At 63.3% G+C, this 25,810-nt stretch carries 27 protein-coding genes; 18 read left to right on the top strand and 9 right to left on the bottom strand.

The genetic code is table 11. The annotated features are described in order from the left end of the window. Nucleotides 1-6: 6 nt before the first annotated feature. From tusC to dsrA, 4 genes are read right to left on the bottom strand one after another with little or no spacing between them, the layout of a single operon-like run. Entirely contained in the window at nt 7-414 is a 408-nt protein-coding gene (gene tusC, locus GJ654_RS02000) for a sulfurtransferase complex subunit TusC (protein ID WP_155444410.1), read from the bottom strand. A 1-nt stretch (nt 415) separates the two neighbouring features. Next, nucleotides 416-808, bottom strand: coding sequence for a sulfurtransferase complex subunit TusD (tusD, locus tag GJ654_RS01995; RefSeq protein WP_155444409.1), 393 nt, complete (start codon nt 806-808; stop codon nt 416-418). Between the two features lie 6 nt (nt 809-814). After that, nucleotides 815-1,894, bottom strand: a complete 1,080-nt coding sequence (gene dsrB / locus GJ654_RS01990; RefSeq protein WP_155444408.1) for a dissimilatory-type sulfite reductase subunit beta — start codon at nt 1,892-1,894, stop codon at nt 815-817. Between the two features lie 24 nt (nt 1,895-1,918). Continuing rightward, complete coding sequence (dsrA, locus tag GJ654_RS01985; protein WP_155444407.1) at nt 1,919-3,220, bottom strand: dissimilatory-type sulfite reductase subunit alpha; 1,302 nt, start codon at nt 3,218-3,220, stop codon at nt 1,919-1,921. Nucleotides 3,221-3,367: 147 nt separating this feature from the next. Here dsrA and GJ654_RS01980 point away from each other — a divergent pair, with 147 nt between their 5' ends. The 6 genes from GJ654_RS01980 (at nt 3,368) to GJ654_RS01955 (ending at nt 6,761) form a co-directional block, all read left to right on the top strand. Next, nucleotides 3,368-4,327 (top strand): TauD/TfdA family dioxygenase, encoded by a 960-nt coding sequence (locus tag GJ654_RS01980; protein WP_196305396.1) that lies wholly within the window; start codon nt 3,368-3,370, stop codon nt 4,325-4,327. Then, nucleotides 4,328-4,528 (top strand): sulfur relay protein DsrC, encoded by a 201-nt coding sequence (locus GJ654_RS01975; protein WP_155444405.1) that lies wholly within the window; start codon nt 4,328-4,330, stop codon nt 4,526-4,528. Further along, on the top strand, nt 4,525-4,734 hold the full coding sequence (locus GJ654_RS01970; protein ID WP_155444404.1) for a DUF6967 family protein: 210 nt from the start codon (nt 4,525-4,527) through the stop codon (nt 4,732-4,734). The genes GJ654_RS01975 and GJ654_RS01970 overlap by 4 nt, the downstream gene beginning before the upstream one ends. A gap of 96 nt (nt 4,735-4,830) precedes the next feature. Beyond that, entirely contained in the window at nt 4,831-5,856 is a 1,026-nt protein-coding gene (locus GJ654_RS01965) for a YeiH family protein (RefSeq protein ID WP_155444403.1), read from the top strand. Nucleotides 5,857-6,013: 157 nt separating this feature from the next. Next, nucleotides 6,014-6,508 carry a sulfur carrier protein DsrE2 gene (gene dsrE2 / locus GJ654_RS01960; RefSeq protein WP_155444402.1) on the top strand — a complete coding sequence of 165 codons (495 nt, stop codon included), beginning with the start codon at nt 6,014-6,016 and terminating at the stop codon, nt 6,506-6,508. 25 nt (nt 6,509-6,533) lie between these two features. Then, nucleotides 6,534-6,761 (top strand): sulfurtransferase TusA family protein, encoded by a 228-nt coding sequence (locus tag GJ654_RS01955; RefSeq protein WP_155444401.1) that lies wholly within the window; start codon nt 6,534-6,536, stop codon nt 6,759-6,761. A 129-nt stretch (nt 6,762-6,890) separates the two neighbouring features. On the opposite strand, the gene GJ654_RS01950 is transcribed toward GJ654_RS01955, so the two are convergent. Both GJ654_RS01950 and GJ654_RS01945 read right to left on the bottom strand, forming a co-directional pair. Continuing rightward, nucleotides 6,891-7,214, bottom strand: coding sequence for an ArsR/SmtB family transcription factor (locus tag GJ654_RS01950; protein ID WP_155444400.1), 324 nt, complete (start codon nt 7,212-7,214; stop codon nt 6,891-6,893). 110 nt (nt 7,215-7,324) lie between these two features. After that, nucleotides 7,325-8,122 carry a sulfite exporter TauE/SafE family protein gene (locus GJ654_RS01945; protein WP_264586085.1) on the bottom strand — a complete coding sequence of 266 codons (798 nt, stop codon included), beginning with the start codon at nt 8,120-8,122 and terminating at the stop codon, nt 7,325-7,327. Nucleotides 8,123-8,301: 179 nt separating this feature from the next. Between GJ654_RS01945 and GJ654_RS01940 the strand changes: the two genes are divergently transcribed. The 9 genes from GJ654_RS01940 (at nt 8,302) to GJ654_RS01900 (ending at nt 15,168) form a co-directional block, all read left to right on the top strand. Continuing rightward, entirely contained in the window at nt 8,302-8,883 is a 582-nt protein-coding gene (locus GJ654_RS01940) for a rhodanese-like domain-containing protein (protein ID WP_246664530.1), read from the top strand. Between the two features lie 41 nt (nt 8,884-8,924). Then, nucleotides 8,925-9,626, top strand: a complete 702-nt coding sequence (locus GJ654_RS01935; protein ID WP_196305395.1) for a DsbA family protein — start codon at nt 8,925-8,927, stop codon at nt 9,624-9,626. 25 nt (nt 9,627-9,651) lie between these two features. Next, nucleotides 9,652-10,119, top strand: coding sequence for a thiosulfate oxidation carrier protein SoxY (soxY, locus tag GJ654_RS01930; protein WP_155444397.1), 468 nt, complete (start codon nt 9,652-9,654; stop codon nt 10,117-10,119). A 39-nt stretch (nt 10,120-10,158) separates the two neighbouring features. Further along, complete coding sequence (gene soxZ / locus GJ654_RS01925; RefSeq protein ID WP_155444396.1) at nt 10,159-10,470, top strand: thiosulfate oxidation carrier complex protein SoxZ; 312 nt, start codon at nt 10,159-10,161, stop codon at nt 10,468-10,470. Between the two features lie 23 nt (nt 10,471-10,493). Then, nucleotides 10,494-11,297: a sulfur oxidation c-type cytochrome SoxA gene (gene soxA, locus GJ654_RS01920; RefSeq protein ID WP_155444395.1), complete on the top strand. Its 804-nt coding sequence runs from the start codon at nt 10,494-10,496 to the stop codon at nt 11,295-11,297. 135 nt (nt 11,298-11,432) lie between these two features. Next, entirely contained in the window at nt 11,433-12,074 is a 642-nt protein-coding gene (gene soxX, locus GJ654_RS01915) for a sulfur oxidation c-type cytochrome SoxX (RefSeq protein ID WP_155444394.1), read from the top strand. A 7-nt stretch (nt 12,075-12,081) separates the two neighbouring features. Beyond that, nucleotides 12,082-13,803, top strand: coding sequence for a thiosulfohydrolase SoxB (soxB, locus tag GJ654_RS01910; RefSeq protein ID WP_155444393.1), 1,722 nt, complete (start codon nt 12,082-12,084; stop codon nt 13,801-13,803). After that, nucleotides 13,800-14,873, top strand: coding sequence for a YeeE/YedE family protein (locus tag GJ654_RS01905; protein ID WP_155444392.1), 1,074 nt, complete (start codon nt 13,800-13,802; stop codon nt 14,871-14,873). Before soxB ends, GJ654_RS01905 begins: the two co-directional genes overlap by 4 nt. Beyond that, nucleotides 14,860-15,168: a hypothetical protein gene (locus tag GJ654_RS01900; RefSeq protein ID WP_155444391.1), complete on the top strand. Its 309-nt coding sequence runs from the start codon at nt 14,860-14,862 to the stop codon at nt 15,166-15,168. Before GJ654_RS01905 ends, GJ654_RS01900 begins: the two co-directional genes overlap by 14 nt. A gap of 485 nt (nt 15,169-15,653) precedes the next feature. On the opposite strand, the gene GJ654_RS01895 is transcribed toward GJ654_RS01900, so the two are convergent. Then, entirely contained in the window at nt 15,654-16,649 is a 996-nt protein-coding gene (locus tag GJ654_RS01895) for an AraC family transcriptional regulator (protein ID WP_155444390.1), read from the bottom strand. 172 nt (nt 16,650-16,821) lie between these two features. Between GJ654_RS01895 and GJ654_RS01890 the strand changes: the two genes are divergently transcribed. Beyond that, nucleotides 16,822-17,646, top strand: a complete 825-nt coding sequence (locus GJ654_RS01890) for a class I SAM-dependent methyltransferase (protein ID WP_155444389.1) — start codon at nt 16,822-16,824, stop codon at nt 17,644-17,646. Between the two features lie 577 nt (nt 17,647-18,223). Then, nucleotides 18,224-18,493, top strand: a complete 270-nt coding sequence (locus GJ654_RS01885; protein WP_155444388.1) for an usg protein — start codon at nt 18,224-18,226, stop codon at nt 18,491-18,493. 10 nt (nt 18,494-18,503) lie between these two features. Here GJ654_RS01885 and panE read toward each other — a convergent pair whose 3' ends face one another. Beyond that, nucleotides 18,504-19,424, bottom strand: coding sequence for a 2-dehydropantoate 2-reductase (panE, locus tag GJ654_RS01880; protein ID WP_155444387.1), 921 nt, complete (start codon nt 19,422-19,424; stop codon nt 18,504-18,506). Between the two features lie 207 nt (nt 19,425-19,631). On the opposite strand from panE, the gene GJ654_RS01875 reads away from it, so the two are divergent. Then, the gene (locus GJ654_RS01875) at nt 19,632-20,837 is read left to right on the top strand and encodes an alpha/beta fold hydrolase (RefSeq protein WP_155444386.1); all 1,206 of its coding nucleotides are present in this window, start codon (nt 19,632-19,634) and stop codon (nt 20,835-20,837) included. 24 nt (nt 20,838-20,861) lie between these two features. Here GJ654_RS01875 and GJ654_RS01870 read toward each other — a convergent pair whose 3' ends face one another. Beyond that, a complete protein-coding gene (locus GJ654_RS01870) occupies nt 20,862-25,691 on the bottom strand; it encodes a PAS domain-containing hybrid sensor histidine kinase/response regulator (protein WP_155444385.1) in 4,830 nt (1,609 codons plus the stop codon). Nucleotides 25,692-25,810: the final 119 nt, after the last annotated feature.

Raw genomic sequence — 25,810 nt, 5'->3', positions numbered from 1 at the left:
TGAGCCTCAGAAACTCAGGACGACGTCGTGCCCGGCGATCAGCTCCGCCAGCTCCGCCTTGGACACCGGAATGATCGACGGTTTTTCGGCGTAATCCTCGTCCTCATCCTCCCAGGTGATCGGCATGAGATCGTCCACGGCGAGGCCGCGCAATGCGAGCGATTCCGTCTCGACATAAAGCTTTCGAACCTCGTAGTCGCCCAGAGCGCGATACGTCTTGGAAAACCCCTTCATGCCGGTTCCCGAGGCGTCCTGGTTGTTCATCAACTGGAACACGCCGTCATCGAGAAAGGCGAGACTCACCTCCTGTTCGAAGGCGGCGCCAATCAACACCACTTCCAGCGATTCCAGCGCGTAGATGGTGCCGTAAGGCGCCTTACGGTTGAGATAGAGAAATTTTTTCATCTCGCTCATCTCAATCTCCAAACACGATCAGACGGTCGGCCTGAATGCCCGCTTCGATCAATTGGCCGAGCCCGGAGATGCGAAAACCCGGCGCGATATTATCCCCGTCCTTGCCCTGCCTCTTGGCCTCGTTGGCGTCCAAAATGCCGCGCCGCTGCGCCGCCGCGATGCAGACGACGAGATCGACGTTGTGCTGTTCGGCGAGGTCGCTCCACAGCTTTTGCAGGTTGCGGTCGTCCTGCGGCGGCACGGTGTAGCGCGTGCCGTTGTTGACGCCGTCGTGGTAGAAGAACACGCGGAAAATCTCGTGTCCCCGCGCCAAGGCGGCCTTGGCGAACTGGTAGGCCGTATCAGACGCCTGATGCGTATACGGGCCTTCGTTGATTTGAAGAGCGAAGCGCATAAGACCTCAGAAATGCACGTGGGCGGACATGTTCATCGTTTTCCGCGCTCCAGCCCAGGTGTCCAAATGATGCTTGGTGAAGGCGAAGCCGGTCAGTTCAAAAAAACGCGGCCAGCCGATGCGTTCGATCCACTCGCCCATGCGCTCCCAGTCCTTGGCGTTGTCCTTGTAGGCGTAGAGGATTTTTTTCACGACCTCTTCCACCTCCGGCCAGCGCGGCGGATTGTTCGGCAGATTGGCGACCACCAGTTTATGAAAACTGGGTTTTGAACGGGCGTTGGCGTGCTTGCCGCCAACCCACACGGCGATCTTGGTCGAATCCGCACCATTGATCTGCATGGGCGGACACGGCGGATAGCAGGCGCCGCAGCACACGCATTTTTGCTCGTCCACTTCCAGCGACGGCTTGCCATCCACCAGCGCCGGACGGATCGCCGCGACCGGGCAGCGCGCAACGACGGCCGGGCGCTCGCACACTTTTGAAACGAGGTCGTGGTTGATCTTCGGCGGTTTTGTATATTGCACGTTGATGGAAATATCGCCCTGGCCGCCGCAATTGATCTGGCAGCACGACGTGGTGATGCGGACGCGATTGGGCATCTCCTCGCGCACAAATTCCTGATGCATCATGTCCATCAGGCTTTTGACGACGCCGGACGCATCGGTGCCGGGAATGTCGCAGTGCAGCCACCCTTGAGTGTGCGAAATCATCGACACGGAATTGCCGGTGCCGCCGACGGGAAAACCGTGCCGGTTGAGTTCGGCGATCAGCGGCTCGACCTTGGCGACATCGGACAGCATGAACTCGATGTTGGAGCGCGTGGTGAAACGCACATGCCCCTCAGCGAAAGCATCGGCGATGTCGCAGAGTTTGCGGACGGTAAAAACGTCCATCTGGCGCTGCGTGCCGGCGCGCACCGTCCACACTTCGTCGCCGCTTTTGGCGACGTGGTGGAGCACGCCGGGGCGCAGGCGGTCATGCCAGTCCCAGTTTCCATAATTCTTCTTCAGCAGCGGATGCATGAAGGGAAAGGGATCGGGCACGCCGGTTTCGTCAGGCCGACGCAGAGCGGGAGCGCTGCTCATGAATGTCCTCCGATGATTCTGCGTTTATTCGCTGGCGACGGTCAGACCGGCTTCGCGCGCCTTGCGCTCGAAATATTTTTCGGCTTCGTCGGTGAAATCGTCCGTGCGCACATAGCAGGAGGTGCGCGGATGATTGACCATGTTGGGGTCGGGATCGACGCCGATGGCCTCGAGAAACGCCGGCAGACCGATGCGGTCGAGCGTCTCGCCGATGCGCTCATGCTCCAGCGCGTTGTCGGCAAAGAATTCGAGCAGGTTGCGCGCGAAGGCGACAAGCTTTTCGAAATCCTCGTCGGTGTCGAGCTTGAAGAACGGAATGATCATCGTGCCCATGAGGTCGCCGACTTTAAGCGCCCGCTTGCCGCCGATCAGGATCGAGGCGCCGCGATCGTCACCGGGCGAAAGCGCTTTCGTCATCACGTTCAGGCAGTGCATGCAGCGCACGCAGCTCTTGTTGTCGACGTCGAGCGTGTCATCGTCGTTGAGCGACAGCGCACGGGTCGGACAGCGCGTGATCACCGAGTCGATCATGTATTTGCGGCCGACCTTTTCGACATAGGCCTTCACCTCGTCCTGGTTGACCTTCATGGCGTCGCGCCAGGTGCCGATCACCGCGAAATCCGCGCGATGGATGGCGTTGACGCAATCGTTGCCGCAGCCGGAAAACTTGAACTTGAATTTGTAGGGAAGCGCCGGACGGTGCATCTCGTCCAGAAACTCGTTAATGACGGTGCGATGCGCCTTGACCTCGTCATAACACGACATCTCGCAACGCGCATGGCCAACGCAACTCATCGACGTGCGCAAGGCCGGCCCGGCGCCGCCGAGATCGAGACCCATTTCGTTGAACTCGTCAAACGCCGGCTGCACGCTTTCCGTCGAGCAGCCCTGGAACATGATGTCGCCGGATTGTCCGTGAAAAGCGATCAGGCCGGAGCCATGTTTCTCCCACACGTCGCACATTTTTCGCAGCAGATCGGTGGTGTAATGCATGCCGGCCGGCGGCTGGATGCGCAGCGTGTGAAACTCTTTCGACGCCGGATATTTGTCGGCCACTTCGGAGAAGCGCGGAATGACGCCGCCACCATAGCCAAACACCGAAACCGTGCCGCCCTTCCAGTAGCCAAGGCGGTTTTCGTAGGAATGTTCAAGCTGGCCGAGCAGGTCGTTCATCATCGGCGCATAGCGCGCGTCCGCATTGTCGCGCAGACGCTTCAACCCGCTGACAAAGCTCGGCCACGGCCCGGATTCAAGCTCGTCGAGCAGCGGCGTCGGGTGTTTTTTCGGCGCGCCTTCGCCTTCCTTGCGAACGGAATCGTCCTGCATCTATATCCCTCCCTCGCGGCCCGCTGTGCGGTCCCGCCAACGCTCTTTGCGTCTCCGGTCCTCCGGATCGAGCCGGCGCCGAAAAATTCTTTTGATCTTGCCACCATAACAGAAAATGCGAATATGAGAATAGTTCCGGGAGGAAAAATGAAACTTTTCGAACAGGCGCGACAAAGCGCTGAGGTCAAATGGGATTTTCGAACGCCGCCCCTGCGGCGCGCATTCTGGCGGCCGGAGTTTTTGACCGATCCCGCAGGCGCGGACTGGCGGGTCTGGCGCGCGGCCAAGCTCGACGCCGCCGCGCGCTTTTTGCAATGCGCGCCGGTCCGCGTCGCCGATCCGCGCCATGTTTCAGCAGCCGAAAAAGTCGCCGTGCGCGCGCAGATCGCGCTCGCCAACGCCGCGCTCTATGAGTGGGAGGCGCCGCCGTCTCAAGCGGAAGACCTCGACCGCGCGCTGCTCGAATTCTCCACCGCCTTCGGCCTAAACGCTTTTGAAGATCATCGCTCCGCCAACCGCAACGGCGTAGTGCGAATCGAGGTGAACAGCGCGCGCGGCTTTTACATCCCCTACACCGACAAGCCGATCGCCTGGCACACCGACGGCTATTACAATTATCATGGCCCCGCGAAAAACGTTCAGGCGATGATCCTGCATTGCGCTGAAGCCGCCGACGAAGGCGGCGAGAATCGCCTGCTCGACCCCGAACTCGCCTTCCTGCGTCTCGCCGAATTCGACGTTTCCGCACTGCGCCTGCTGCTTCATCCGGAAGCCATGATCATCCCCGAGGCGCGTGACGAAGCCGGGCGCGTCCGCGCCGAAAACCGCGGCCCGGTGTTCTTCCTGAGCAACGCCGGCGCGCTGTCGATGCGCTACACCGCGCGGAAAAAAAACATCGTCTGGCGCGACGACGCGACGCGCGCGGCGGCCGCCGCCCTGCTCGCCGTGATCGAGTCGGAACCGCTGGTCCGACGGGAAAAGCTGCGGCCCGGACAAGGCGTCTTGTGCAACAACATCCTGCACGACCGCGCGGCGTTCGCCAACGGCGCGGCGCCGCGCCTGCTGTGCCGCGTGCGATTTCACACCCGCATCGACTCGGAGTTTTAGATGGCGCACATCAGCGAAATCATGATCGCCCACCCCGAAATGACCTCTTTCGCCGAACTGGAGCGCAAGGTGGTGGAGGTGGCGCGCGAGGGCGAAATCCATCTCTACATGGACATCAAGCCGGAATATCCGGATACGCCGCGCAAGTGGGAGCAGCGTCTCGAATTGATTTTCTACAACGCGGAGATCCCAAAATCATGAGCGCGACGCCGAAACAGCAAATCGCCGAAATCGCCGCGCCCTACGGCCGGCGAATCAAGCTGGACGAGGTCGCCTATGACAGCGGCATGACCCTTCTGCGCGTCACCATCCGCGAGGGCGGGCGCTATACGATCCTCGAACTCGACGCGGCCACCGCCGCGCAATGGGGCGGCCTCATGCGCGACTGGGCCGCCACTCATCAATAGAATCGAACGTTCCGAAAGATAATATTCGTTAGATTGAATGAATGTCCTGGCCGATAGTGCGGTCAGATTCCAAATGGTTATTCGAATGGACATGCGATGACCGCAACAGCGACGACTCCCGCCGTCAGCCAGAAACACCCGCTGCTCGGCCTGGCGCCCGGCCTCGCGTTGACGGCCGGCATCGCCATCAGCGCCTATGCGCTGCGGCTCATCCCCGGAGTGGCCACGCTCAGCCCGATGATCATTTCGGTGCTGATCGGCGCGCTGATCCACAACACCATGGGCCATATCGCCGGAACCGGCGAAGGCGTGAATTTCTCGCTGCGCCGCATCCTGCGCCTCTCCATCGTCCTGATCGGCTTGCAGATCACCGCACAGCAGGCGATGGAGGTCGGCGTCGGCGGCGTCTCCGTGATCGCCTTCGCCCTGGTCTCCACGCTCGCCGCCACCATTCTGGTCGGGCGCATGCTGGGGGTTTCGCGCGGCGTCGCGCTGCTCATCGGCGTGGGCACGTCGATTTGCGGCGCCTCGGCGATTGTCGCGGCGAAAGCGGCGACCGGCGGCGAGGACGACGACGCGGCCTATGCCGTCGCCGGCATCACCCTGTTCGGCACCATCGCCATGTTCCTCTATCCCGCCCTCGCCGGCGTGCTGCACCTGTCGCAGGCGCAGTTCGGCCTGTGGGCGGGCGCCTCGGTGCACGAGGTCGCGCAGGCGGTGTTCGCCTCGGGCCAGGGCGGCCCGGAAGCCTTGCAGATCGGCACAATTGCAAAACTCACCCGCGTCGCCATGATGGCGCCGGTGATCATCCTGCTCGGCGAAATCTATTTTCGGCTCGGCCTGGTCGGCGGCGGCGAACGCGGCAAGCCCCCCTTCCCCTGGTTCCTGGTCGGCTTTTTGGCGATGGCCGCGCTCAACAGCGTGATCGCCATCCCCGCCGAAGTGAGCGGACCAATCCGCGCGACCACCGTCTTCCTGCTGTCGATGGCCATGGCGGCGATGGGCCTGCACACCAATCTGCGCCACGTGTTCAAGGCGGGCTTGCGGCCGCTGGCGCTCGGCCTGTTCGCCTCCGCTTTCATCAGCGTCACCGCGCTGATCCTCATCAAATTCGCGCTGTGAGCTTGCGCTTACATTTGCATAAATACGAATAGCAGAATATCATCACGTCAAGCTCGAGAAAAACAATGCGGGCGAACATGGGAGGCTTGCGCGCCGCCACCGGGCGGTGCCCCCTCCCCTTTGCGGATGCAAAACCGCGACAGCAGCGGGAGGGCTCATGACCGAAGAGAATAACACAAAGACCATGACGATCATCGTCACCAAGGGGTCGCTGGACTGGGCCTATCCGCCCCTGATCCTTGGGACCACGGCGGCGGCCATGGGGGTGGACGTCACCCTGTTCTTCACGTTCTACGGTCTTGAGATCCTGAAGAAGAAGCTCGACCTGCAAATCACCGCCCTGGGCAATGCGGCGATGAAGATGCCGCTCGGCGGCATGCACTTGACCATGCCGAACATCGTCAACATGATTCCGGGCGTCGACGCCGGCGCGACCGCGATGATGAAGAATCTCATCGCCAAGAAAGGCGTGGCCTCCATCGAGGATTTGCGCGAAGCCGCGATCGAATCCGACATCAAAATGATCGCCTGCCAGATGACGCTCGACCTGTTCGAATACTCGAAGGACGACCTCATCGACGGCGTCGAGATCGGCGGCGCCGCCACCTATATGGAAAAGGCGCTGAAATCCGACATCAACCTGTTCATCTGACAAATAAGAACACTGGAGGGGAAACATGGCCGACAAGACGCTCGACGCCAAGGGTTTGAATTGCCCGCTGCCGATTCTGCGCGCGAAAAAGATGCTCAAGGAAGTGCCGACCGGCGGCACGCTCGAAGTGCTCGCCACCGACCCCGGATCGGTCGCGGATTTCGGCGCCTTCTGCCGCACCACCGGCAACGAACTCGTCGAGTCCACCGCCGCCGACGGGGTCTATCGTTTCATCATCAAGCACGTCGCCTGACAGAGCGATTTCTGGTAATATAACAAAAATAGTAGCCCTCACCCTGAGGAAGCCGCGCAGCGGCTGTCTCGACGGGCGGGGGCGGTCCACGGATTTTTCAGCAGCCTGCCGAGCTGAACCAGGCGCCGCCTACTTGCAGAAAACCTTGTGAACCGCGCCCAAAATGGTTTCGACATCGGCATTGGCGAGGCTGTAATAGATCGACTTGCCGTCGCGTCGGGTGGAAACCAGACCTTCCAAGCGCAGCCGCGCCAATTGCTGCGACACCGTGGATTGCCTCAGGTCCAGCGCCGTTTCCAGCTCGCCGACCGATTTCTCTCCCCGCGACAGCAGACACAGGATCGCCAGACGCGATTCATGCGCCAACGCTTTTAAAAAATCGGCGGCGTCGCGCGCATTCGCCATGATTTCCGTCATATCGTCGGCCGCCGCCCGCCTTCGCGCCAATGCCATTTCGATGCCCTTCGCATGTGCACAATTTCAAATATATCGCAATAGTGATTTTACAAGGGCGCGTAAAGTGGACTTTGGGCCTGAAGCCCGGGTTTCCAAGCGTCTCCGGTTCAAGCCATCAGCGCCAGCACCCCGCGATAGATGACGTAAAACCCCACGCCGGCGATCATCACCGCAAAAATCTGCCGCAGCGCCTGCTTGTGGCCGGCGAGCCTTGTCGCCAGCGCGCCGCCGAACAGGCCGCCAATGGCGCCGCCGAGCAGCACGAGCGCGGAAATGCGCCAGTCGATCAGGCCGGAGATCATGTAATTCACCGCCGTCGTCGCCCCGAACACGGCGACGGAGACCAGCGACGATCCGACCGCGTAAATCATCGGCATGCCCGTGGCCGCGAGTATGCCGGGCACAGCGAGAAAGCCGCCGCCTATGCCGAAAAACCCCGCCAGCGCGCCCACGCCAAAGCCGAAGGAGATCAGCAGCGGCGCCATTTTTCGCGCGTTTTCCGACGTAAGCCGCACATCCTTTTCCAGCGGCGCGCCCTTGGTCAAACCCATTTGCGCGGCGATCACCAGCATGACGATCCCAAACAGCAGCAGCAGTTTTTGCCCATCAAAAACCTTTCCAAGTGTGGAGCCGGCGACGGACCCGAAAAAGCCGGCGGCGGCGAACACCGCCGCGCAGCGCCATTTGACCTGACCGGCCCGCGCGCGCGGGACGAGATTGACCAGCGCGTTGACCGCGACCGCCGCCGCGCCCGTGCCAATGGCGATATGCGGATCGCTCACGCCAACAAAATAGACCAGCAGCGGCGTGGCGAACACCGAGCCGCCGCCCCCGATCAGGCCGAGAACGAAACCGACGATGACGCCGGATATGACGGAAGCGACGTCGATGAAGGACAGGACCACGCTCCGACTCCACTGAGGCAAAGAAAAACATCATATTTGAAAATACGCATATTGAAATATCAAATCGCCTTCGGCTATCATCGTCGCGCCCAGGTCGCGATGCGATGCAAGGGCAAAAAAGCGGCGAAACAGCCGCGCATGAACGGGGCGTCACGACACGCCCGATTCGGGAGGAAACCTTGAAGACCGCTCTGCTCGGCCTCACGCTGGCCTTGTTCCTGACGCCTGCCTTCGCCGGCAACTATCAACCCGTCGATGTCTCGAAACTGCCCGAGGTCAAGCAGAGCAAGCTCGGCCTCTATCTCTCGGCGCCCGAGGCGTTCAAGATGAAGTCGGAGGGCGGCGCCAAGGTGATGTTCGTCGATATCCGCACCAAGGGCGAATTCCAGTTCGTCGGAACGCCGCAAGTGACGGACCAGAACATCCCCTATATGGAGATCGACGATCCCGCGAGCTGGGACAAGAAGAACAACCGCTACCAGATGTCGCCGAACTCGGATTTCGTCGGCGCGATCGACGCGCTCGCCAAGCGCATGACCATCGGCAAGACCGACCCGGTGATCCTGATCTGCCGCTCCGGCGACCGCTCGTCCCGCGCCGCCAATCTCCTTCAGGACGCCGGCTACACAAAAGTCTATTCGGTGGTGGATGGCGTCGAGGGCGACATGAGCCCCGCCGGCCGCCGCGACGTCAATGGCTGGAAGAACGCCGACCTGCCCTGGTCCTACAAGATTTCCGAAGGACAAGCTTACATCCGCTGATCGCGCCGGCCATCCGGCGCATCTTCGCGAGGGAGGAAGGCGTGTCGCATCGCGTCACCCGGAGGCTTGCGCTCGCTGCATTGGCGGCGCTCGGCGGCGCGCGCGAGGCGTCGGCGGAGGCCGCGCGCGAAAAAGCAAAATTCGCGCTGGAGACCCCCGAAGGGGTCATCAGCAATTTCGCCATCCCGCCTGAGCTGGCGCCCGCCGATCTGCCGGGCGTGCTGGTGACGGGCGCGGCGAAGACGGGGCCGGTGCTCTACGAATTCTTCGACTACGCCTGTCCCTATTGCCGGCTGGCTTCGCAGGAGGTGGATCTGCTGCTCGGGCCGGACTCCGGGATGCGGCTCGGTTTGCTGCATCATCCCGTGCTCGGCGAGGGCTCGGCGCAAGCCGCGCGCGCCGTCCTGGCGACGAAGACGCTCTTTGGCGACGACGCCGCGCTGCGGCTGCACACCCGCCTGTTCGAAACGCCGGGCCGGGTTGGCGCCGACAAGGTTGTGGCGCTGGCGGCGGCGCTGGACCTCGACGCCGCGCGGCTGAACACCGAGGCCGATGGCGCGGAAACGCGCGCGATCCTCGACGCCCATGCGGGACGCGCGCGCGTGCTGGGACTGACGCGGACGCCTTCCTTCGTGCTGGGCGACTACGCCTTCGTTGGCTGGCCGGGGCCGGAGGCGGTTCAGGCCTTCGTTGCGGCGGTCCAGCGCTGCGGCGGTCTCGCCTGCCCGGAGGCGACGCGATGATTTGGTTAACACTCAGGGAGATTTCATGATGCTCGCATCCCAAGACCGTCGCGGTTTCCTGCGACACACCGGCCTGTTCGGCCTGGCCATCTCGGCCCTCACCTTCCTACCACGCATGGCGCATGCGGCGTGGAACAAGCCCGCCTTTGACGCCAAAACCATGGCCGACGCCTACAAGGCCATGGGCGTCGAAAACCCGACCGCCAGCGCCGACGTCACCCTGGTCGCCTCCGACATCGCGGAAAACGGCGCTGTCGTCCCGGTGCAGGCGATCAGCAAGATTCCCAACACCACGCAGATTTCGTTCCTGGTCGAAAAAAATCCCAACATGCTCGCGGCGGCCTTCGACATCGGCCCGGACATGCTCGCCGACGTCACCACGCGTATAAAAATGGGCCAGACCTCGAACGTCATCGCGTTGGTGAAGGCCGACGGCAAATATTTCACCGCGGCCAAGGAGATCAAGGTGACCCTCGGCGGCTGCGGCGGCTGATTTTTCGCACGACACTCACGTTCAGGGAGGATTTTTTTCATGCCGAACCCGATGAAAATACGGGCCGCAAGCAAGGACGGCGTCACCGAAGTGAAAGTGCTCATGAACCACGAAATGGAGACCGGTTTTCGCAAAGATTCGTCCGGCGCGCCCATCCCCGCCTGGTTCATCACCGACGTCGTCGCCAAGCTCAACGGCAAGGAAGTGATGCAGGCGCAATGGGGCGCCTCGGTGTCGAAAAACCCCTATCTGGCCTTCAAGATCAAGGGCGGCGCGGCCGGCGACAAGGTCTCGGTGACCTGGACCGACAGCAAGGGCGAAACGCGCACCGACGAAGCCACGGTGAGCTGAAGCGCGAACGGGAGGGGGAGCCTATGAAACGCCATCACCTGTGCATCGCGTTCGCGGCGGTCATCTCCGCCGGCGCGGCGCGCGCGGAAACGGATTCGTCGCTGCAAAGCATCGAGCAATATCGCGAGGCCCTGCGCGACGGCAATCCCGCCGAGCTGTTCGAGGCGCAAGGCGAGGAGATCTGGAAGACGCCGGCGGGCCCGAAAAATGTTTCGCTGGAGCAATGCGACCTCGGCCTCGGCGCCGGCGTGGTCAAGGGGGCCTTTGCGCAACTGCCACGCTGGTTCAAGGACACCGACAGGGTTCAGGACACGGAATCGCGCCTGCTGACCTGCAAGGAAAAGCTTCAGGGCGTTGACATCAAGGCGATCATCAAAGCCCCGTTCGGCTCGCCGGAAAAGGACGAGATGAACGCGCTCGTCACCTACATTTCGGGCGCGTCGAAGGACATGCCGGTGAAGGTGAGTCTCGCCCATCCCAAGGAGCAGGCGATGTTCAATCTGGGGCGGCGCATGTTCTATTTCGAGGCCGGACCGCACGATTTCTCCTGCGCCACCTGTCACGGCCAGAGCGGCGCGCGCATTCGCTTGCAGGAATTGCCGGACCTGACCATCGGCAAGGGCGCGGGCGTGGCCTGGACGAGCTGGCCCGCCTATCGCGTCTCCTCCGGCCAAATGTGGAGCATGCAATGGCGCCTCGCGGATTGTTTTCGCCAACAGCGTTTTCCCGAACCGAACTACACCTCCGATGTGACCGTCGCGCTTTCGATGTTCATGGCCGCCATGGCCAATGACGCGAAGCTCGACACGCCCGGCATCAAGCGCTGATGCGGTTTCCGAACGATCCGTTCGGAAACCGTATTCCGCTCGCGCGAAAATCCGCCCCTCGCCTGGAGGATTTCCGCGCGATTTCGTTATCGCGGATCGCGAAGCGATCTTGCGGAAACCGTATGAGAGGCCGCCATGAAGACTTTTTTCATCCTGCCGCTGCTGCTCGCGGCCACGCCCGCCCTCGCCGAATCCGGGCCGAAAACCGACTGGGGCCAGGGCGCCGACGACGCGGCTTTCGCCGCCATGATCAAGAGCAGTTTCCACGACAAGGGCATCGCCACATTGGCCCGCCTCGACCAGGATTCGACGCAGGCCTTCTGCTCCGATCCGGCGCGCGCCACGGGCGCGAGCAAGGAAGCCGTCGAGGCGCGTGAAAAAATAGAAGCCGAAAATCTCGCCACGATCAAATGGCCCGCCGACAACACATGGCTCGGCGACTGGAAGAAGGGCGAGGCGGTCGCGCAAAGCGGACGCGGCCTGACCTCCAGCGACAAGGCCGACGGCGTCCGTGGCGGCAATTGCTACAATTGCCATCAGATTTCCAAGCAGGAAATCGCCTATGGCACGATCGGCCCGAGTCTTTGGAACTACGGCAAGATCAAGGGCGATGCGCCGGAAACCCTGCGTTACACCTGGGGCAAGATCTACAATTCCAAGGCGTATAACGCCTGCTCCAACATGCCGCGCGGTGGCCATATGGGCATCCTGTCCGAGGACCAGATTCGCGACCTGATGGCCCTGCTGCTCCACCCGCAATCGCCCGTCAACCAGTAGGCGCGCCATGAACCGTCGCGAATTCTTTCATCTTCTCTCGGCCGCCGGCGCGGCGGGCATGGCGCTGCCGCTCGACTCTTCTCGCGCGGAGCAGGCCGCTGACGCGCTTTATGATGCGCCCGGTTTCGGCAATGTGTCGCTGCTGCACATCACCGATTGCCACGCGCAATTGCGGCCCATCCATTACCGCGAGCCCAGCGTCAATATCGGCGTCGGCGGCATGGCCGGACGCCCCCCGCATCTGGTCGGCGAGGCGTTCCTGCAACAATTCGGCATCGCGCCGAAGACGCGCCTCGCCCATGCGTTCACCTATCTCGATTTCGAACGCTACGCCCCGCTGTACGGGAAAGTCGGCGGTTTTTCTCACCTCGCCACTCTGGTGAAGCGGCTGCGCGCGACGCGCCCAGGGGCGCTGCTGCTCGACGGCGGCGACACCTGGCAAGGCTCGGGCGCCGCGCTGTGGACCAAGGGCCAGGACATGGTCGATGCGGCCAAGCTGCTGGGCGTCGACATCATGACCCTGCACTGGGAATGCACCTACGGCCAGGAGCGCGTGAAGGAGGTCGCCGAAAAAGATTTCGCCGGCGCCATCGACATTGTCGCGCAAAACATCAAGACCGCCGATTTCGGCGATCCCGTGTTCAAACCCTATGTGATCCGTGCGGTGAACGGGATAAAAGTGGCGGTGATCGGCCAGGCTTTTCCCTATACCCCCATCGCCAACCCGCGCTACATGGTCGCCGACTGGACGTTTGGCATCCAGGAAGACGCCATGCAGCAAAGCGTTGACGCCGCCCGCGCCGAGGGCGCGCAGGTGGTTGTCGTGCTCTCGCACAATGGCATGGACGTCGATTTGAAAATGGCGTCGCGGGTGCGCGGCATCGACGCCATTCTGGGCGGCCACACGCATGACGGCATTCCCGTTCCAAGCCTCGTCGAAAACGCGGGCGGCAGGACGCTGGTGACCAACGCCGGCTCGAACGGCAAGTTTTTGGGCGTGCTCGACTTCGACGTGAAGGCGGGAAAAGTCTCGGATTATCGCTACCGCCTGCTCCCGGTGTTCGCCAACCTGTTGGCGCCCGACCTCGAGATGGACGCGCTGATCACGAAAACGCGCGCGCCGTTCGAAAGCAAGCTCAATGAAAAACTGGCGGTGAGCGAGGGCCTGCTTTACCGGCGCGGCAATTTCAACGGCAGTTTCGACCAGCTCATCCTCGACGCCCTGATCGCCGAAAAGGATGCGGAAATCGCGCTGTCGCCCGGATTCCGATGGGGAACAACCCTGCTGCCGGGCGATTCCATCACCATGGAAAACGTCCTCGACCAGACCGCGATCACCTACCCCTCCGCGACGCTCACCAACATGACGGGCGCGCAGATCAAGACGGTGCTGGAGGATGTCTGCGACAACCTGTTTAATCCCGATCCCTATTACCAGCAGGGCGGCGACATGGTGCGCGTCGGCGGCATGACTTTTTCGTGCGACCCCACCGCCGCCATGGGCGCCCGCATCGCCGACATGGCGATCAACGGCAAGCCGATCGACGCGACCAAAACGTATAAAGTGGCGGGCTGGGCCGCCGTCTCGGAAGCGGCGCGCGACGCCGGCGGCGAGCCGATCTGGGAGCTGGTCGCGCGCCACCTGCGGGCGAAAAAAACGGTGGCGCCGCCAACACTCAACCTGCCGCGGTTGAAAAACGTCGAAGGCAATCCCGGCCTCGCCACATGAGTCTCGACGCGCTCATCGACCGCTTCGGCGACCGCAACGCCCTGGCCCTCGGCGGCGCCGTTCTCGGCCTGCTGTTCGGGGCGCTGGCGCAAAGATCGCGCTTCTGCCTGCGCGCCGCGACCCTGGAGGTGGCGCACGGCCAGATGGGCGAGCGGCTGGCGATCTGGCTGTTCGTGTTCTCCACCGCGCTGATCGCCACCCAGGCGCTGATCGTGTTCGACCTGTTCGACACCGGCACGGTGCGCGCGCTCAACAATCGCGGCAGCCTGTCCGGCGCCATCATCGGCGGCCTGATGTTCGGCTGCGGCATGACGTTTACACGCGCCTGCGGCAGCCGCATGCTGGTGCTTTCCGCCACCGGCAATTTACGCGCCTTGCTCGCGGGACTCGTCTTTGCGGTCGTCGCGCAGATGTCGCGCGACGGGGCGCTGTCGCCGCTGCGCGCCGCGATCAACGGTCTTTGGACGGTGGACGCCTCGGCGCGCGACCTGCTGGTGATTTTTCACATGAGCCATGTCGGCGCCATCCTGTTCAGCCTGTGCTGGCTGGCCTTGGCGATCTTTTTGGCGCGGCGCAACAAGCTGTCGTTGTCAAACGGGCTCACCGCGGCCGGCGTCGGGCTGATGGTCGCCGCCGCCTGGGCCTTCAATTACGCCATGTCGCTCAGCTCGTTCGAGATGACGCCGGTGCATGCGCTGAGTTTCACGTCGCCCTCGGCCGACGTCCTGATGTATGTTCTGCAACCACCGGGCGGGGGTTTGAGTTTCGACCACGGGCTGATCCCCGGCGTGTTCGTCGGCAGCTTTTTGGCGGGCCTCTATGGCGGCGACCTCAAGCTGGAAGGTTTTCATGACGGGTCGTCGATGCGGCGCTACATCGCCGGCGGCTGCCTGATGGGCTTCGGCGGCGTGCTCGCCGGCGGCTGCGCGGTGGGCGCTGGCGTGTCCGGCGCCTCGGTCTTCGCCTCCACCGCCTGGATCGTGCTATGGTCGATGTGGATCGGCGCCGTCCTGACCGATCGCCTCGTCGATCAGAAGAGATTTTGGGGAGTTGGACATGTGGTCGCGTAATCTGGTGTTTTTGAGCCTGCTCGTCGCATCCGTCCCCGCCTACGCCGGCGACGAGGTCGCGCTCGGCCGCAAGCTGATGGCGGAGAACGGCTGCAATGGCGACTGCCACACCTCCCGGGCGCCGGACGGCGATCCCGCGAAATTCTTCACGCGCCCCAATCTCAAGGTGACCTCGATGGACGGGTTGAAGCGGCAAGTGGCGCGCTGCGTGGCGGGCGCCGGCGCGCAGCTCAACCCCGACGACATCGCCGCCATCGTCGCCGCGCTCAACACCGATTACTACAAGTTCAAGTAAGGGGACGCGCGCAATAACGAGCGCGCGCACTGCGTCCTTCACAGATGCCCGGCGGTGCGCCGCGTGACTTTTGCCTCTCGCGCAGGCACAATGACGCTCGCTTGAAAGGCAAGTGAACTGGAGTGATATGGTTTCGAGGCGCGCAACCCCGTTTGTCCTTTTGATCGCGGCTGTTCTCAACGCCGCTCATGCGACAGCGGCGCAGGATGAGGCGCGCGACGCTGTGTCGTCAACGCGCAAGCCGGCAAAGGCGAAGGCCGTGAAGCCACACTGCGCGCTGGAACAGGGAACCTGCGTCCCCTCCCCCAATGTGACGCAGTCCGTTCAATTGAATGACGCGCGAGGGAAAGCGGAAGACGCCAAGACCCAGTGGATTTTTCAAGGTCCGCCTCAAAATTCCCTTCCCTTCCAAAACGATCTCTCTCCCATGAAGAAAAAGCCGGTCGGCGGCCTGGTCGGGCTTGAATTTCCATTCTGAGGCTTGCTCACCGCTGCGCCTCCACGCCGCGCGCGCAACGCCATTGTCCCGGCGACTGTCCGACCAGTTTCTTGAAGGCGCGGCTGAAGGCCGCTTCGGAATCATACCCGACCTCATTGGCGACCACGGAAATCTTCGTGCAAGGATCGGTGAGTCGCTTCGCGGCAAGCTGCATGCGCCATTGGGTCAAGTATTGGATCGGCGCACAGCCCACCAGACTTGAAAACCGTTCCGCCAAAGCCGAGCGCGAGGCGCCCGCGCGGGAGGCCAATTCCTCCAGGGTCCAGGCGTGGGCGGGCCGCGCGTGCAGCAGGGTGAGGGTGCGGCCGACCATGGGATCGCGCAAGCCGGCGAGCCACCCTCCGTTCTGCGTGCGTTGATCCATATGCCAGCGGATGATCTCGACGAACAGCAGTTCCGATAACCGATTGAGGACGATCTGGCCGCCAGGCCGCTTATTCCCCATTTCACCGGCGGCGAAACGGATGAACTGGTCGAGCAGGTGATGCGACGCGCCAGGGGCGTCGCGCCCGAAGCGGATGAAACGCGGCAGGCAGTCCAGCAGTGGATTGAACGGACGCGCGTCGCAAGTGAAAAAGCCGCAGATCAGTTGCGCGTCGCCGGGACCGTCGCCACCGGTGCGCAGCGCGAAGGGCAAGGCGTCGGCGTCCTGCGCCTTGCGAAGAACCGCCCAGTCCGGTTCGGCGCGCATGCCCGGCGCGCTGGACACCACATGCGCATCGCCCCGGGGAATAACCGCGATATCGCCTTCGCCAAGCCTGACCGGCTCGAATTTCGCGCCTCCGAGCAAGGAGATCCAGCACGAGCCGCGCGTAACCACATGATACTCCAAAGCATAGTCCGCGCCCGGCGTAATCTCCTGCGCGATCTGAGCCGCGGGCGGCGCCTCCGCCACCCACGGCGATTGCGCGGTCACGTCGAAAAACACCGAGCCGGACAAATGCACGGCCGAGAGGAGGTCGGAAAGCGCGTCCGCGCCCATTGGCATGATCTCCTTGATCCGCATTCGGGCATCAAACGCACAGGGCGACGTTTTGGCTTCAAGTCTGGACGCGCGGGCAAGAAAGCCGGCAGGCCGGTCATTCAGCGCAAGCGCCTGAAGACGTAGGGTTTTGTGCAGAGGCCGCCGAGGCCTCGAAACAAGGGAGACCGCCATGAACACCGTGATCGAATGCCATCCCTCCGCCAACCTCAAGGCCGTCAAGGCGCGGCAACAGGCCGCCTGGTCGTCCGGCGACTATGCCGTGATTGGCGCAACCTTGCAGATCGTCGGCGAAAACCTCGCGGAAGCCTTGGACCTGCGCGCCGGCCAAAAAATTCTCGACGTCGCCGCCGGCAACGGCAATGTCACTCTGGCGGCGGCCCGGCGCTGGTGCAAGGTCACCTCCACCGATTACGTGCAAACCCTTCTCGACCGGGGACGCGCGCGGGCCGAAGCGGACGGTTTCGACATCGATTTCAGGACCGCCGACGCCGAGGACCTTCCCTTCCCCAACGAAACTTTTGACGCGGTCGTCTCGACCTTCGGCGTGATGTTCAGCCCGGACCAGAGCCGCGCCGCCGCCGAACTGGCGCGGGTGTGCAAACGCGGCGGGAAGATTGGCCTCGCCAACTGGACGCCCGACGGTTTTGTCGGCCAGTTGTTCAAGACGATCGGAAAGCATCTTCCGCCGCCAGCAGGGGTAAAATCGCCGGCGATCTGGGGAACCCGCGACTGGCTGGAGGCGAGCTTCGCTCCGTCACAGGTCGTCGCGCGAAAACGCGCCTTCGTGTTCCGCTATCTCTCGGCGCAGCATTTTGTCGACACGTTCCGCGCCTTCTACGGCCCGGCGCTGAAGGCCTTTGAAGCGCTCGACGCCTCCGGACGCGAAGCGCTGGCGGGCGACATCATCGAGCTGATCGGCCGCTTCAACATTTCCGGCGACGACAGCATGGTGGTTCCCAGTGACTATCTCGAAGTGGTCGTCAGCCGGCAATAGCAAGACACCGCCGCCCTCCCGGCGGCGGTCAAAGCTGGCGCCGCGCGCGCCCGGCGGTCGCGAAGCCGCTGGATTCGCCTGCTCAGCCGGCCAGCCGCGCCAAAACCCGTCGCGCGCGATTGATCGGCGCGGCGAAGCCGATGCCGATATTCGCGCCTGTCTTGGAGAGAATGGCGGTCGAGCGTCACCAGCGCGCCGCCGGGGTTGATCGGCGCGTCGGCCGACTCGCAAGTCATACGATTTCCGAAGGACCAGTTCGGAAATCGTATTCCGCTCGCGCGGAAATCCGCCCTTCGCCTGAAGGATTTCCGCGCGATTTCGTTTTCGCGGATCGCGAAGCGATCTTGCGGAAACCGTATCAGACGGGACGAAATTTCATCAAAACCCTGCGATGCGAATGAACGTGTCACCTGGCGCCTTGCGGCTCCGGGCGAGAGTTGGGAAGCGGAATTCCTGCGTTCAAGAGGGCGAAAGCAGGAAAATCAGCACTCGCCCGCATCGAGTGCTAACAAACTGAGATTCTTGACATATTTTCAAAACAGCCCCGTAATGTCCCGGCTGGATTGGAGGCGTTTCGATGGTGTCGAAGGACTTCGTGAAGCAATTGCAGGGCTATGGCATGACCACAGCCAATATCCTCTACCGGATGCCGGATCATCCGGCGATCATCCAGGAATTCGTCTGGCAGAATTACGACCTTCAGCCCGAATTCCCCGAATTGCGAAAATTCCTGAATTTTTGGGCCGAAAAAATCGAGGGCGCGATCCATCAGGTCATCGTCGCCCATTCCGGCCTGATCAAGCCGGCCGAGATCAAACTGGTCGGCGCGGAATTCCGGCTGCACTGACCCGCGCGGTTCATGCCGATACGCGCGCCCGTTGCGCTTCATAGGCCCTGGCGTGCAGGTCAGCGATGCGCAGCAAGGAAGAGGGCCCTTGAGCGCGGCGCAGCAGATCGCCAAAAATGTGTTCGCCCTCGATCGGGTTGTTCGCCTCGATGTCGCGCAACATCGACGCCTTGATCGGCGATCCCTTAGCGGTCAGGATTCCCTTGGAGCGCTCGACAGAGGCGGGCCTCGGCGCAAAACCGTTCGCGGCGGCGATCGCGGCGTTTTCGTCGAACAAAGCGAGGGCGAGATCGGCGCCGCCCGCCGCGACAATGTCGCCGACGGCGGCGCGCATCAAACAGGTGATCCCGGCCAGCGCGGCGATGAAAATCCACTTCTCCCACATTTCCTGGCGGATTTTTTCACACGGCTGCGCTTCAAACCCCGCATTGGTCAGGGCCGAGGCGATCGCCGCCATGCGCGCGCTCGGCGCCCCGTCCAACTCGCCGAACACCAGAGAGTGAAGATCATTGAAATGTTGGATGCGGCCTTCGCCGTCGAGCCCGGCGGAAATCTGGCACAGGCCTCCCAGGCATGTGTCCGCGCCGAATCGCGCGGCCAGCGCGTCAAGATGGCTCATGCCGTTGAGCATGGGCAGAATCGCGGTTTTGGAGCCGACGCCGGCGGCGAAAGCAGCCATGGCGTCTTCGAGGTCATAGGCCTTGCAGCTCAGCAGGATGAGATCGAACGGGTCTTTCAGCTGCTCCGCCGTCACAATGCGAGGCTTAGCCAGATGAAAATCGCCACAAGGGCTGAGGATGGAGAGGCCGTTCCTTTGCAGAAGCGCGGCGCGGCGCGGCCGCAGCAGAAACGTGACGTCGCGGCCGGCCTGCGCCAGCCTGCCGCCGAAATAGCCGCCCAGCGCCCCGGCGCCGACAACGAGTATCCGCATGATGAGACCCTTTTGCCTTCGGAGTCGACGCGGCGCAGCCCGCCCTCGACCACCAGAATGATTACACGCTTGGAGGAGCCAACGCAGCATGGATCGGATATCGCGTCTCGCCTTGACGAAACAGCTTAGGTTGTGAAGCCCAGTCGTTCCAGGCTAATCTTGAATACAGCGTCAGGCGGCGCGCGTCCTGCATTGGATCGAATGCCCATGGCCCCCAAGCCCAAAACCTTCTCGCTTTCCGAGGCGCTCGGTTTCGCGCGTCTCGCCGCCGAGGGCGCCGAGGGGATCACCGGGATCGTCGAGCGCATGCACCATGCGGTCCTCGACACGCCGGGTCTCGCCCGCCTCGCGCCCGGCCTTGCGCGCGGCATTCCGAGACTGGTCTATCGCGGCCTCGGCGCATCGTTCCGATTGACCGCCAAAGGCGCCGGCGTCGCCTCGGCGCTGCTGGACGAGGCGACGCAGGCGCGGCCGCCCGCGCCGGGGCGGGAAAAGACGCTTGCGGCGCTGAACGGGGTTTTGGGCGACCATCTCGCGGAAACCGGCAATCCGCTTGCGCTGACCATGCGTTTCCGCTCCGGCGGCCAAACCCTCGCGCTGAAAAGCGAGGCCCTGTCGCACGCGTTTCCCAACGTCACCGGCAAGCTCGTCGTTCTGGTCCACGGTCTCTGCATGAGCGACCTGCACTGGAGGCGCGGGAGCCACGACCACGGCGCGGCGCTGGCGCGCGACTTCGGCTATACCCCCGTTTCGCTCTCCTACAACACCGGCCTCCATGTTTCGACCAACGGGCGCGCCTTCGCGGCGGCGCTGGAAGAGCTGGTCGCCGCCTGGCCCGTGGAGATCGAGGATCTGCTGATCGTCGGCCACAGCATGGGCGGGCTCGTCGCGCGCAGCGCCTGTCTGGCGGGAGAAGCCTCCGCCCACGCCTGGCGGAAGAAGGTCTCAAAACTTGTGTTTCTCGGGACGCCCCACCACGGCGCGCCGCTTGAGCGGATCGGCAATTGGGCGGAAGACATTTTGGGCCAGATTCCCTACGCGGGCGCCCTCGCGCCTCTGGGAAAAATCCGCAGCGCCGGCGTCACCGATCTCCGCTACGGCTTCATCGCGGACGAGGACTGGCTCGGCCGTGACCGCTTTGCGCGCGAGCCGGATGCGCGGCGTCACGCGCCCCTGCCGGAAGACGTCGCCTGCTACGCCATTGCGGCGACGACGGCTTCGTCGCCCGGAGCCTTGAATGACCTGCTGATCGGAGACGGCCTCGTCCCGGTGATGAGCGCGCTGGGACGCCACCGGGACTTCGCCCTGGATTTTCCGCCGGATCGGCAATGGATCGCCTGCGAGACCGGACACTTCGATTTGCTCAGCCGCCCCGAGGTCTACAAGCGGATCGCCGCCTGGATTGAAAAATAACCATTTTTGGACGCCTCCGCCCATTCAGGATTTTCGTGCGCGCCGCAGGGTCTCGAGGGCTTGCGGAAACCGGTACTCCGCGACCTGTCGTCTCAAGGAATCGTATGCGTTTCCCAAGGCGATTCGGAGTGTGGAGGCCGAAGCCTCCACGATCTCCCGAGCTTGAATATCGCTCATGGCGAGCGCCGCCTCGAGTTCGTCCAGCGCGCGCTTCACGTCGCGAACGTTCACGGCGACGCGCGCCTCGGTCGTGGGTTTTGCTGGCGCGAACGAGGCAAGGATGGACGCGACCACCGCCGCCAAGCGCGCCTGCGTCTCGCGCGCGGCGCGCTCGATCTCGGCCGCCTCGTCCCGGCGTCGCAAAGCGCCCTCAAGGCGACCGGCCGCGTCCGCCACAAGGATCGCGGCGACGTTTCCGGCGGCGCCCGTCAAGGTATGAGCGATCAGCCGCGCGCCTTCAGCGTCGCCGCGAATCAGACACGTTCGGATTTGCCCAATATCCCCTTCGTGCAGTTCGGCGAAACGTCTGGCCAGACGCTGGTAGGCCTCGACATCGCCGTTCATTCGCCTGACGCCGGATGCGACGTCCAAGCCTCGGATCGCCGCAAACCCCTCGTTCGATTTTTCGATGGGCGTCGCAGCATGGACGCTCGACTCCCGGGGCAGAAGGCGCGCCAGAGTCGCATAGAGCTGGACCGGATCGACCGGCTTGGCGACAAAATCGTTCATGCCCGCGTCGAGGCAGGCGCGCCGGTCCTCGGTGAGGACATTGGCCGTCAGCGCCACAATCGGCTTCGTCTCCCAACCGGCCAGCTTGCGGATTTCCCTTGCGGCCTCGATGCCGTCCATGACGGGCATCTGCACATCCATCAGGATGAGGTCGAACGGCTCCGTCCTCGCCTTGTCCAGGGCTTCCAGGCCGTTGGTGGCGGTCGAGGCGTTCAGCCCCACCACCCGCAAAAGTTCGACGGCCACTTCCCGATTGATTTCATTGTCCTCGACCAGCAGGATGCGCGTCGCCCGGCCGCGGAAATGCGCGGCGAAGTTCCGCTTCCCGACGTTTTTCTCCGCTACGCCGGCGCTGGACTTCAGCCGCGCCGTGAACCAGAACGTGCTGCCGACGCCGGGGGTGCTGTCCACCCCGGCCTGACCTCCCATGGCTTCGGCGAGCCGCCGCGTGATCGCGAGCCCGAGTCCGGTTCCGCCGTAACGGCGTTTGATCGAAGCATCCGCCTGTTCGAACGAGCTGAACAGGCGCGGCAACACGTCGGGCGCGACGCCGATGCCGGAATCCTCGACCTCGAAGCGGACAAGGATCGCGCCGTCGCCTTCTTCAAGCGCCGAGGCGCGCAAGGTGATGAATCCGCGTTCGGTGAATTTCAGCGCGTTATTGGCGTAATTGAGCAGCGCCTGACGCAACCGCGTGACATCGCCGGACAGACGTTCGGGCATGCTGTCCATGTCGATATTGAGCTGCAGCCCTTTTTCGCGCGCGCCGGAACCGATCAGCGAGGCGACATCGTCGAACAACTGGCCGAGGTCAAAGTCGCGCTCCTCGAGTTTCAGGCCGCCGGCCTCGATCCGCGCGAGATCGAGGATGTCGTCGATCAGCACCAGGAGATGTTGCGCGGCCACATTGATCTTGGCGAGACGGTCGGCCTGTGCGGGGGTCGGATTGTCGATGTCGAGCAGGCGGGTGAAGCCGAGGATGGCGTTCATCGGGGTGCGGATTTCGTGGCTCATGTTGGCCAGGAACTGCGATCGCGCCGCCGTCGCGCGTTCAGCGACCAATCTGGCGTCGTGGAGCGCGGTCACATCGTAGAGCCACGCCAGCGAAGCGGGTTGTCCTTCGTAAGGGATGGTCATGAACGAAGCCAACGCCCAAACTGACGGACGCTCAGGCTGGTCGGGACGATAGAACTCCACCAACCGATTCAGCACAACCTCGCCACGGGCGAGACGTTCGCAAATTTCGTCGAAAACCGCGGGGTCGCGATATCCGCTGCGGATGTCCCACCCCAACGCGTCTTCCTCCGCGCGACAAACAAGCTCCGCAAAGGCGCGATTCACAAACAACAGTTTGTTGTCCGCCAGCGACGCCACACGCACCGCCATGGGCGCGGCCCTCATCACCTGGCGCAAGGTCTCCTGCTCCCTGCGCAGGCGGGAAAAATCCAGCATCACGGATCGGGTGTTCTGGAATTCGCCATCCGGTCCCTTCAACGCGGTCGCCGAGACAAGGACGGGCGACAGGTCGCCGTTTGCCTTCCGCAACTCGATCTCAAGTTCGTCGAGACGGCCGGTGGCGATCAGGGAAGGAAATGTCCGCCTGAAAACCTCCTTCGATTTTTCCGAAAGAAATTCGGACAAGCGCCGCTTGCCGACGACCTCCTCGCGCGTGACCCCAAGCCAGGACAATTCGGTATCGTTGATCCCGACGATGACGCCATCGCGATCGAGCGAATGATAGCCGCAAGGCGCGTTGTTGTAGAGGTCTTCGTACTCCCTCACCTGCTCGCCCAATTTGGCCTGCGCCCGCTTGAAGTCGGTGATGTCGGAAATCTCGACGACGAAGCCGCGCACCTCTCCGTCGACAACGTCCGGAACGTAATGGGTCAGGACATAGACATCCGCGCCGTTGAGTCTGGCGATGCGACGCTCAAACCGCTGCGGTTCGCCTCTCAAGACCGCGCGCACATGCGGCTCGGCGGCCGCGCATAACTCGGGGCCGAGCACTTCGACCATGTCGCGTCCCTCGACCCACTCGGGCGTGACGCCAAACCATTCGAGATAGCGGCGGTTGGCGAACCTGTTGCGCAATCCGGCGTCCCAGTAGCCGAGAATGCCGGGCGCCGCATCGGTGATCATCCTCAGGAAACGTTCCTTGGCCTGCACTTCGGCGGTGCGCTCGGCGACGCGGCGCTCGAGGTCGGCATTGAGGCGCCGGATTTCCGCTTCGTGCTGGACACGTTTCGAAATGTCCTGGAAGTTCGCCGCGCATTGCCGCGGGGCGGACTGATGGGCGGCGACCAGGAAGTGCGCGCCCAGGGAGTCCGAATAGCCCTCGAGTTGGACCGGCGCACCGCTCAAGGCGACCTCGCCGAGACTTCCGATCCAATCGACGGAATCGTTCTCGATGCCCGGCAAGACCTGGGTCAGACGCTTGCCGACGACGTCCGAAGCCTTGAGCTTGGTCACGGACTCCACGTGCTTGTTGCACGCAACGTAAACCAGATCGACGGGCCGGCCATCTTCGCCCTGAACGACCTCGAACACCGCGAGCGCGCTGTTCATGTTTTCGAACAACGAGCGATATCGCCGCTCGGAATCGGCCAGGCGCTCTTCGGCGCGCACGCGCTCGGTGATGTCGGTGGAAATGCCGCACAGGGCGCAGACGGCGCCATCGGGGTCGCGCAGCGGGAGCTTGAACGAAAGATAAGTCGCCGATTCGCCGGTCCCGAGGACGGCGACAGGCTCCTCCTGCCGCAGGGTCTCCCCGTTTTCCAGCACACGGCGGTCGATTTCGCGAACGCGGGCGACCGTCTCCGCATCGAAGAATTTTTCGTCCGTGAACCCGACGATCTCCTCGAGTTCAGCGCTCCAGATCCGGCGCACGGCTGCGTTGGCGAACAGATAGCGCCCCTGCCTGTCCTTCAGGTAGATGCAGGCGTCGACCGCATCCAGTATGGCGTCCAGCCGCTCTTCGCTTTGCTTGAGCCGCACCTGCGAGCGCGTGCGCTCGGTGAGGTCCTCCATGAACAGGATGAGGCCGCCGATTTCGCCGGCGGCGTCACGCCAGGGCCGGACCTCCCAGCGCAGGAACAGAACGGATCCATCCGCGCGATCGAAGCGATCGTGGTCCGCCCTCATGACCTCGCCGGCGAGACATCGGACGTTGATCGCCCTCCAGCGCTCCGGGATGTCGGGTATGATCTCGTAAAGTCCGCAACCGACGATTTCCCGTCCCCGCAGGTCGTGGATGTCGATCCAGCGGCGACTGGCGGCGAGAAAGCGCATCTCCTTGTCGAACATCACCAGGGCGGCCGGCGCATGTTCGATGAACAGTTTCAGCAACTCCCTGCTTTCATAAAGCGACCGCTCGGCCTGCTTGCTACGGGTGATGTCCTTCACGGCGCCGCGGATCATGATGCAGCGGCCCGCCGCATCGACGTCGCTTTCGCCCCGCAGCGTCACCCACCGTCTTTCGCCGTCCGCGCGAAGGAGTTCGACGTCGAGTTCGTAAAGGACGCCCGTTTGCTGGAGGCGCTGAATGGCGTTCTCGATCTTCGCCCAGTCGTCGGGCGCGAAATTGCCGCGGCAATCCCGGTAATTTCCCGGCGCGCCGAGCGAGGGGTCGCGGCCGAAGATTCGAAAAACCTCGTCCGACCAGCAGGCCAGACCGGTTTGCAGATTTACGGCCCAATGGCCGACGCCGGCGACCCGTTGCGCTTCATTCAGGCGCTGGATCGTTGTTTCAAGTTCAGCCTCGCTTTGCTTGCGCGCGCCTATGTCCTCGATGGAGACCATGGCGCGCCCCCGCGCGCCGGCGGAGCCGCTCAGCGTCCAGGCGGTCAGAGCGACCCACAGCGTTTCACGGTTTTTCGTGACGCAGCGCAGCTCCCGCCTGACGGGAGGCGCGTCCGGGGCAAAAAGCCCGCACCAGGGTTCGCCCGCAAAATCGTCGGGGTGGATGATGTCGGCGAACGTCTTGCCGAGGAGTTCATCCGGCCCATAGCCGAGCATCCGCCGCAGGGCGTCATTGACGGCGACGAACCCCGACGCCTCCAGCACGATGGCGAAGCCCGTCGGCGCGCCTTCGAAGTACGATTCGAAACCGCTTTCCCGCAGCGTCATGGACGTCGGACCTCCGCTCCCCGGCTGCTGAAACGCAACCGGTCGCAGCGCTTGGCCGGGCTTCCATTCATTTGGACCTTATACCCGCGTGCGTCGCCAGCATGAGCTTGACCCGATTC

The sequence above is a fragment of the Rhodoblastus acidophilus genome (genome assembly GCF_009720655.1).
GTDB classification, from domain to species: domain Bacteria; phylum Pseudomonadota; class Alphaproteobacteria; order Rhizobiales; family Beijerinckiaceae; genus Rhodoblastus; species Rhodoblastus acidophilus_A.
Note: the sequence above shows the minus strand (reverse complement) of the source record. Positions and strands in the feature narration are given on the sequence as shown.

Excerpts from the sequence above, each read along its gene's own strand:
- GJ654_RS01905 (WP_155444392.1), top strand. The coding sequence starts at position 13,800 with ATGAGTCTCGACGCGCTCATCGACCGCTTCGGCGACCGCAACGCCCTG.
- dsrB (WP_155444408.1), bottom strand. The coding sequence starts at position 1,894 with ATGAGCAGCGCTCCCGCTCTGCGTCGGCCTGACGAAACCGGCGTGCCC.
- soxY (WP_155444397.1), top strand. The coding sequence starts at position 9,652 with ATGATGCTCGCATCCCAAGACCGTCGCGGTTTCCTGCGACACACCGGC.
- GJ654_RS01980 (WP_196305396.1), top strand. The coding sequence starts at position 3,368 with ATGAAACTTTTCGAACAGGCGCGACAAAGCGCTGAGGTCAAATGGGAT.
- GJ654_RS01870 (WP_155444385.1), bottom strand. The coding sequence starts at position 25,691 with ATGACGCTGCGGGAAAGCGGTTTCGAATCGTACTTCGAAGGCGCGCCG.
- GJ654_RS01875 (WP_155444386.1), top strand. The coding sequence starts at position 19,632 with ATGGCCCCCAAGCCCAAAACCTTCTCGCTTTCCGAGGCGCTCGGTTTC.
- soxX (WP_155444394.1), top strand. The coding sequence starts at position 11,433 with ATGAAGACTTTTTTCATCCTGCCGCTGCTGCTCGCGGCCACGCCCGCC.
- GJ654_RS01890 (WP_155444389.1), top strand. The coding sequence starts at position 16,822 with ATGAACACCGTGATCGAATGCCATCCCTCCGCCAACCTCAAGGCCGTC.
- GJ654_RS01975 (WP_155444405.1), top strand. The coding sequence starts at position 4,328 with ATGGCGCACATCAGCGAAATCATGATCGCCCACCCCGAAATGACCTCT.
- panE (WP_155444387.1), bottom strand. The coding sequence starts at position 19,424 with ATGCGGATACTCGTTGTCGGCGCCGGGGCGCTGGGCGGCTATTTCGGC.
- tusC (WP_155444410.1), bottom strand. The coding sequence starts at position 414 with ATGAGCGAGATGAAAAAATTTCTCTATCTCAACCGTAAGGCGCCTTAC.
- soxB (WP_155444393.1), top strand. The coding sequence starts at position 12,082 with ATGAACCGTCGCGAATTCTTTCATCTTCTCTCGGCCGCCGGCGCGGCG.
- tusD (WP_155444409.1), bottom strand. The coding sequence starts at position 808 with ATGCGCTTCGCTCTTCAAATCAACGAAGGCCCGTATACGCATCAGGCG.
- soxA (WP_155444395.1), top strand. The coding sequence starts at position 10,494 with ATGAAACGCCATCACCTGTGCATCGCGTTCGCGGCGGTCATCTCCGCC.
- GJ654_RS01965 (WP_155444403.1), top strand. The coding sequence starts at position 4,831 with ATGACCGCAACAGCGACGACTCCCGCCGTCAGCCAGAAACACCCGCTG.
- dsrA (WP_155444407.1), bottom strand. The coding sequence starts at position 3,220 with ATGCAGGACGATTCCGTTCGCAAGGAAGGCGAAGGCGCGCCGAAAAAA.
- GJ654_RS01900 (WP_155444391.1), top strand. The coding sequence starts at position 14,860 with ATGTGGTCGCGTAATCTGGTGTTTTTGAGCCTGCTCGTCGCATCCGTC.
- dsrE2 (WP_155444402.1), top strand. The coding sequence starts at position 6,014 with ATGACCGAAGAGAATAACACAAAGACCATGACGATCATCGTCACCAAG.
- GJ654_RS01970 (WP_155444404.1), top strand. The coding sequence starts at position 4,525 with ATGAGCGCGACGCCGAAACAGCAAATCGCCGAAATCGCCGCGCCCTAC.
- GJ654_RS01885 (WP_155444388.1), top strand. The coding sequence starts at position 18,224 with ATGGTGTCGAAGGACTTCGTGAAGCAATTGCAGGGCTATGGCATGACC.
- soxZ (WP_155444396.1), top strand. The coding sequence starts at position 10,159 with ATGCCGAACCCGATGAAAATACGGGCCGCAAGCAAGGACGGCGTCACC.
- GJ654_RS01950 (WP_155444400.1), bottom strand. The coding sequence starts at position 7,214 with ATGGCATTGGCGCGAAGGCGGGCGGCGGCCGACGATATGACGGAAATC.
- GJ654_RS01895 (WP_155444390.1), bottom strand. The coding sequence starts at position 16,649 with ATGGGCGCGGACGCGCTTTCCGACCTCCTCTCGGCCGTGCATTTGTCC.
- GJ654_RS01955 (WP_155444401.1), top strand. The coding sequence starts at position 6,534 with ATGGCCGACAAGACGCTCGACGCCAAGGGTTTGAATTGCCCGCTGCCG.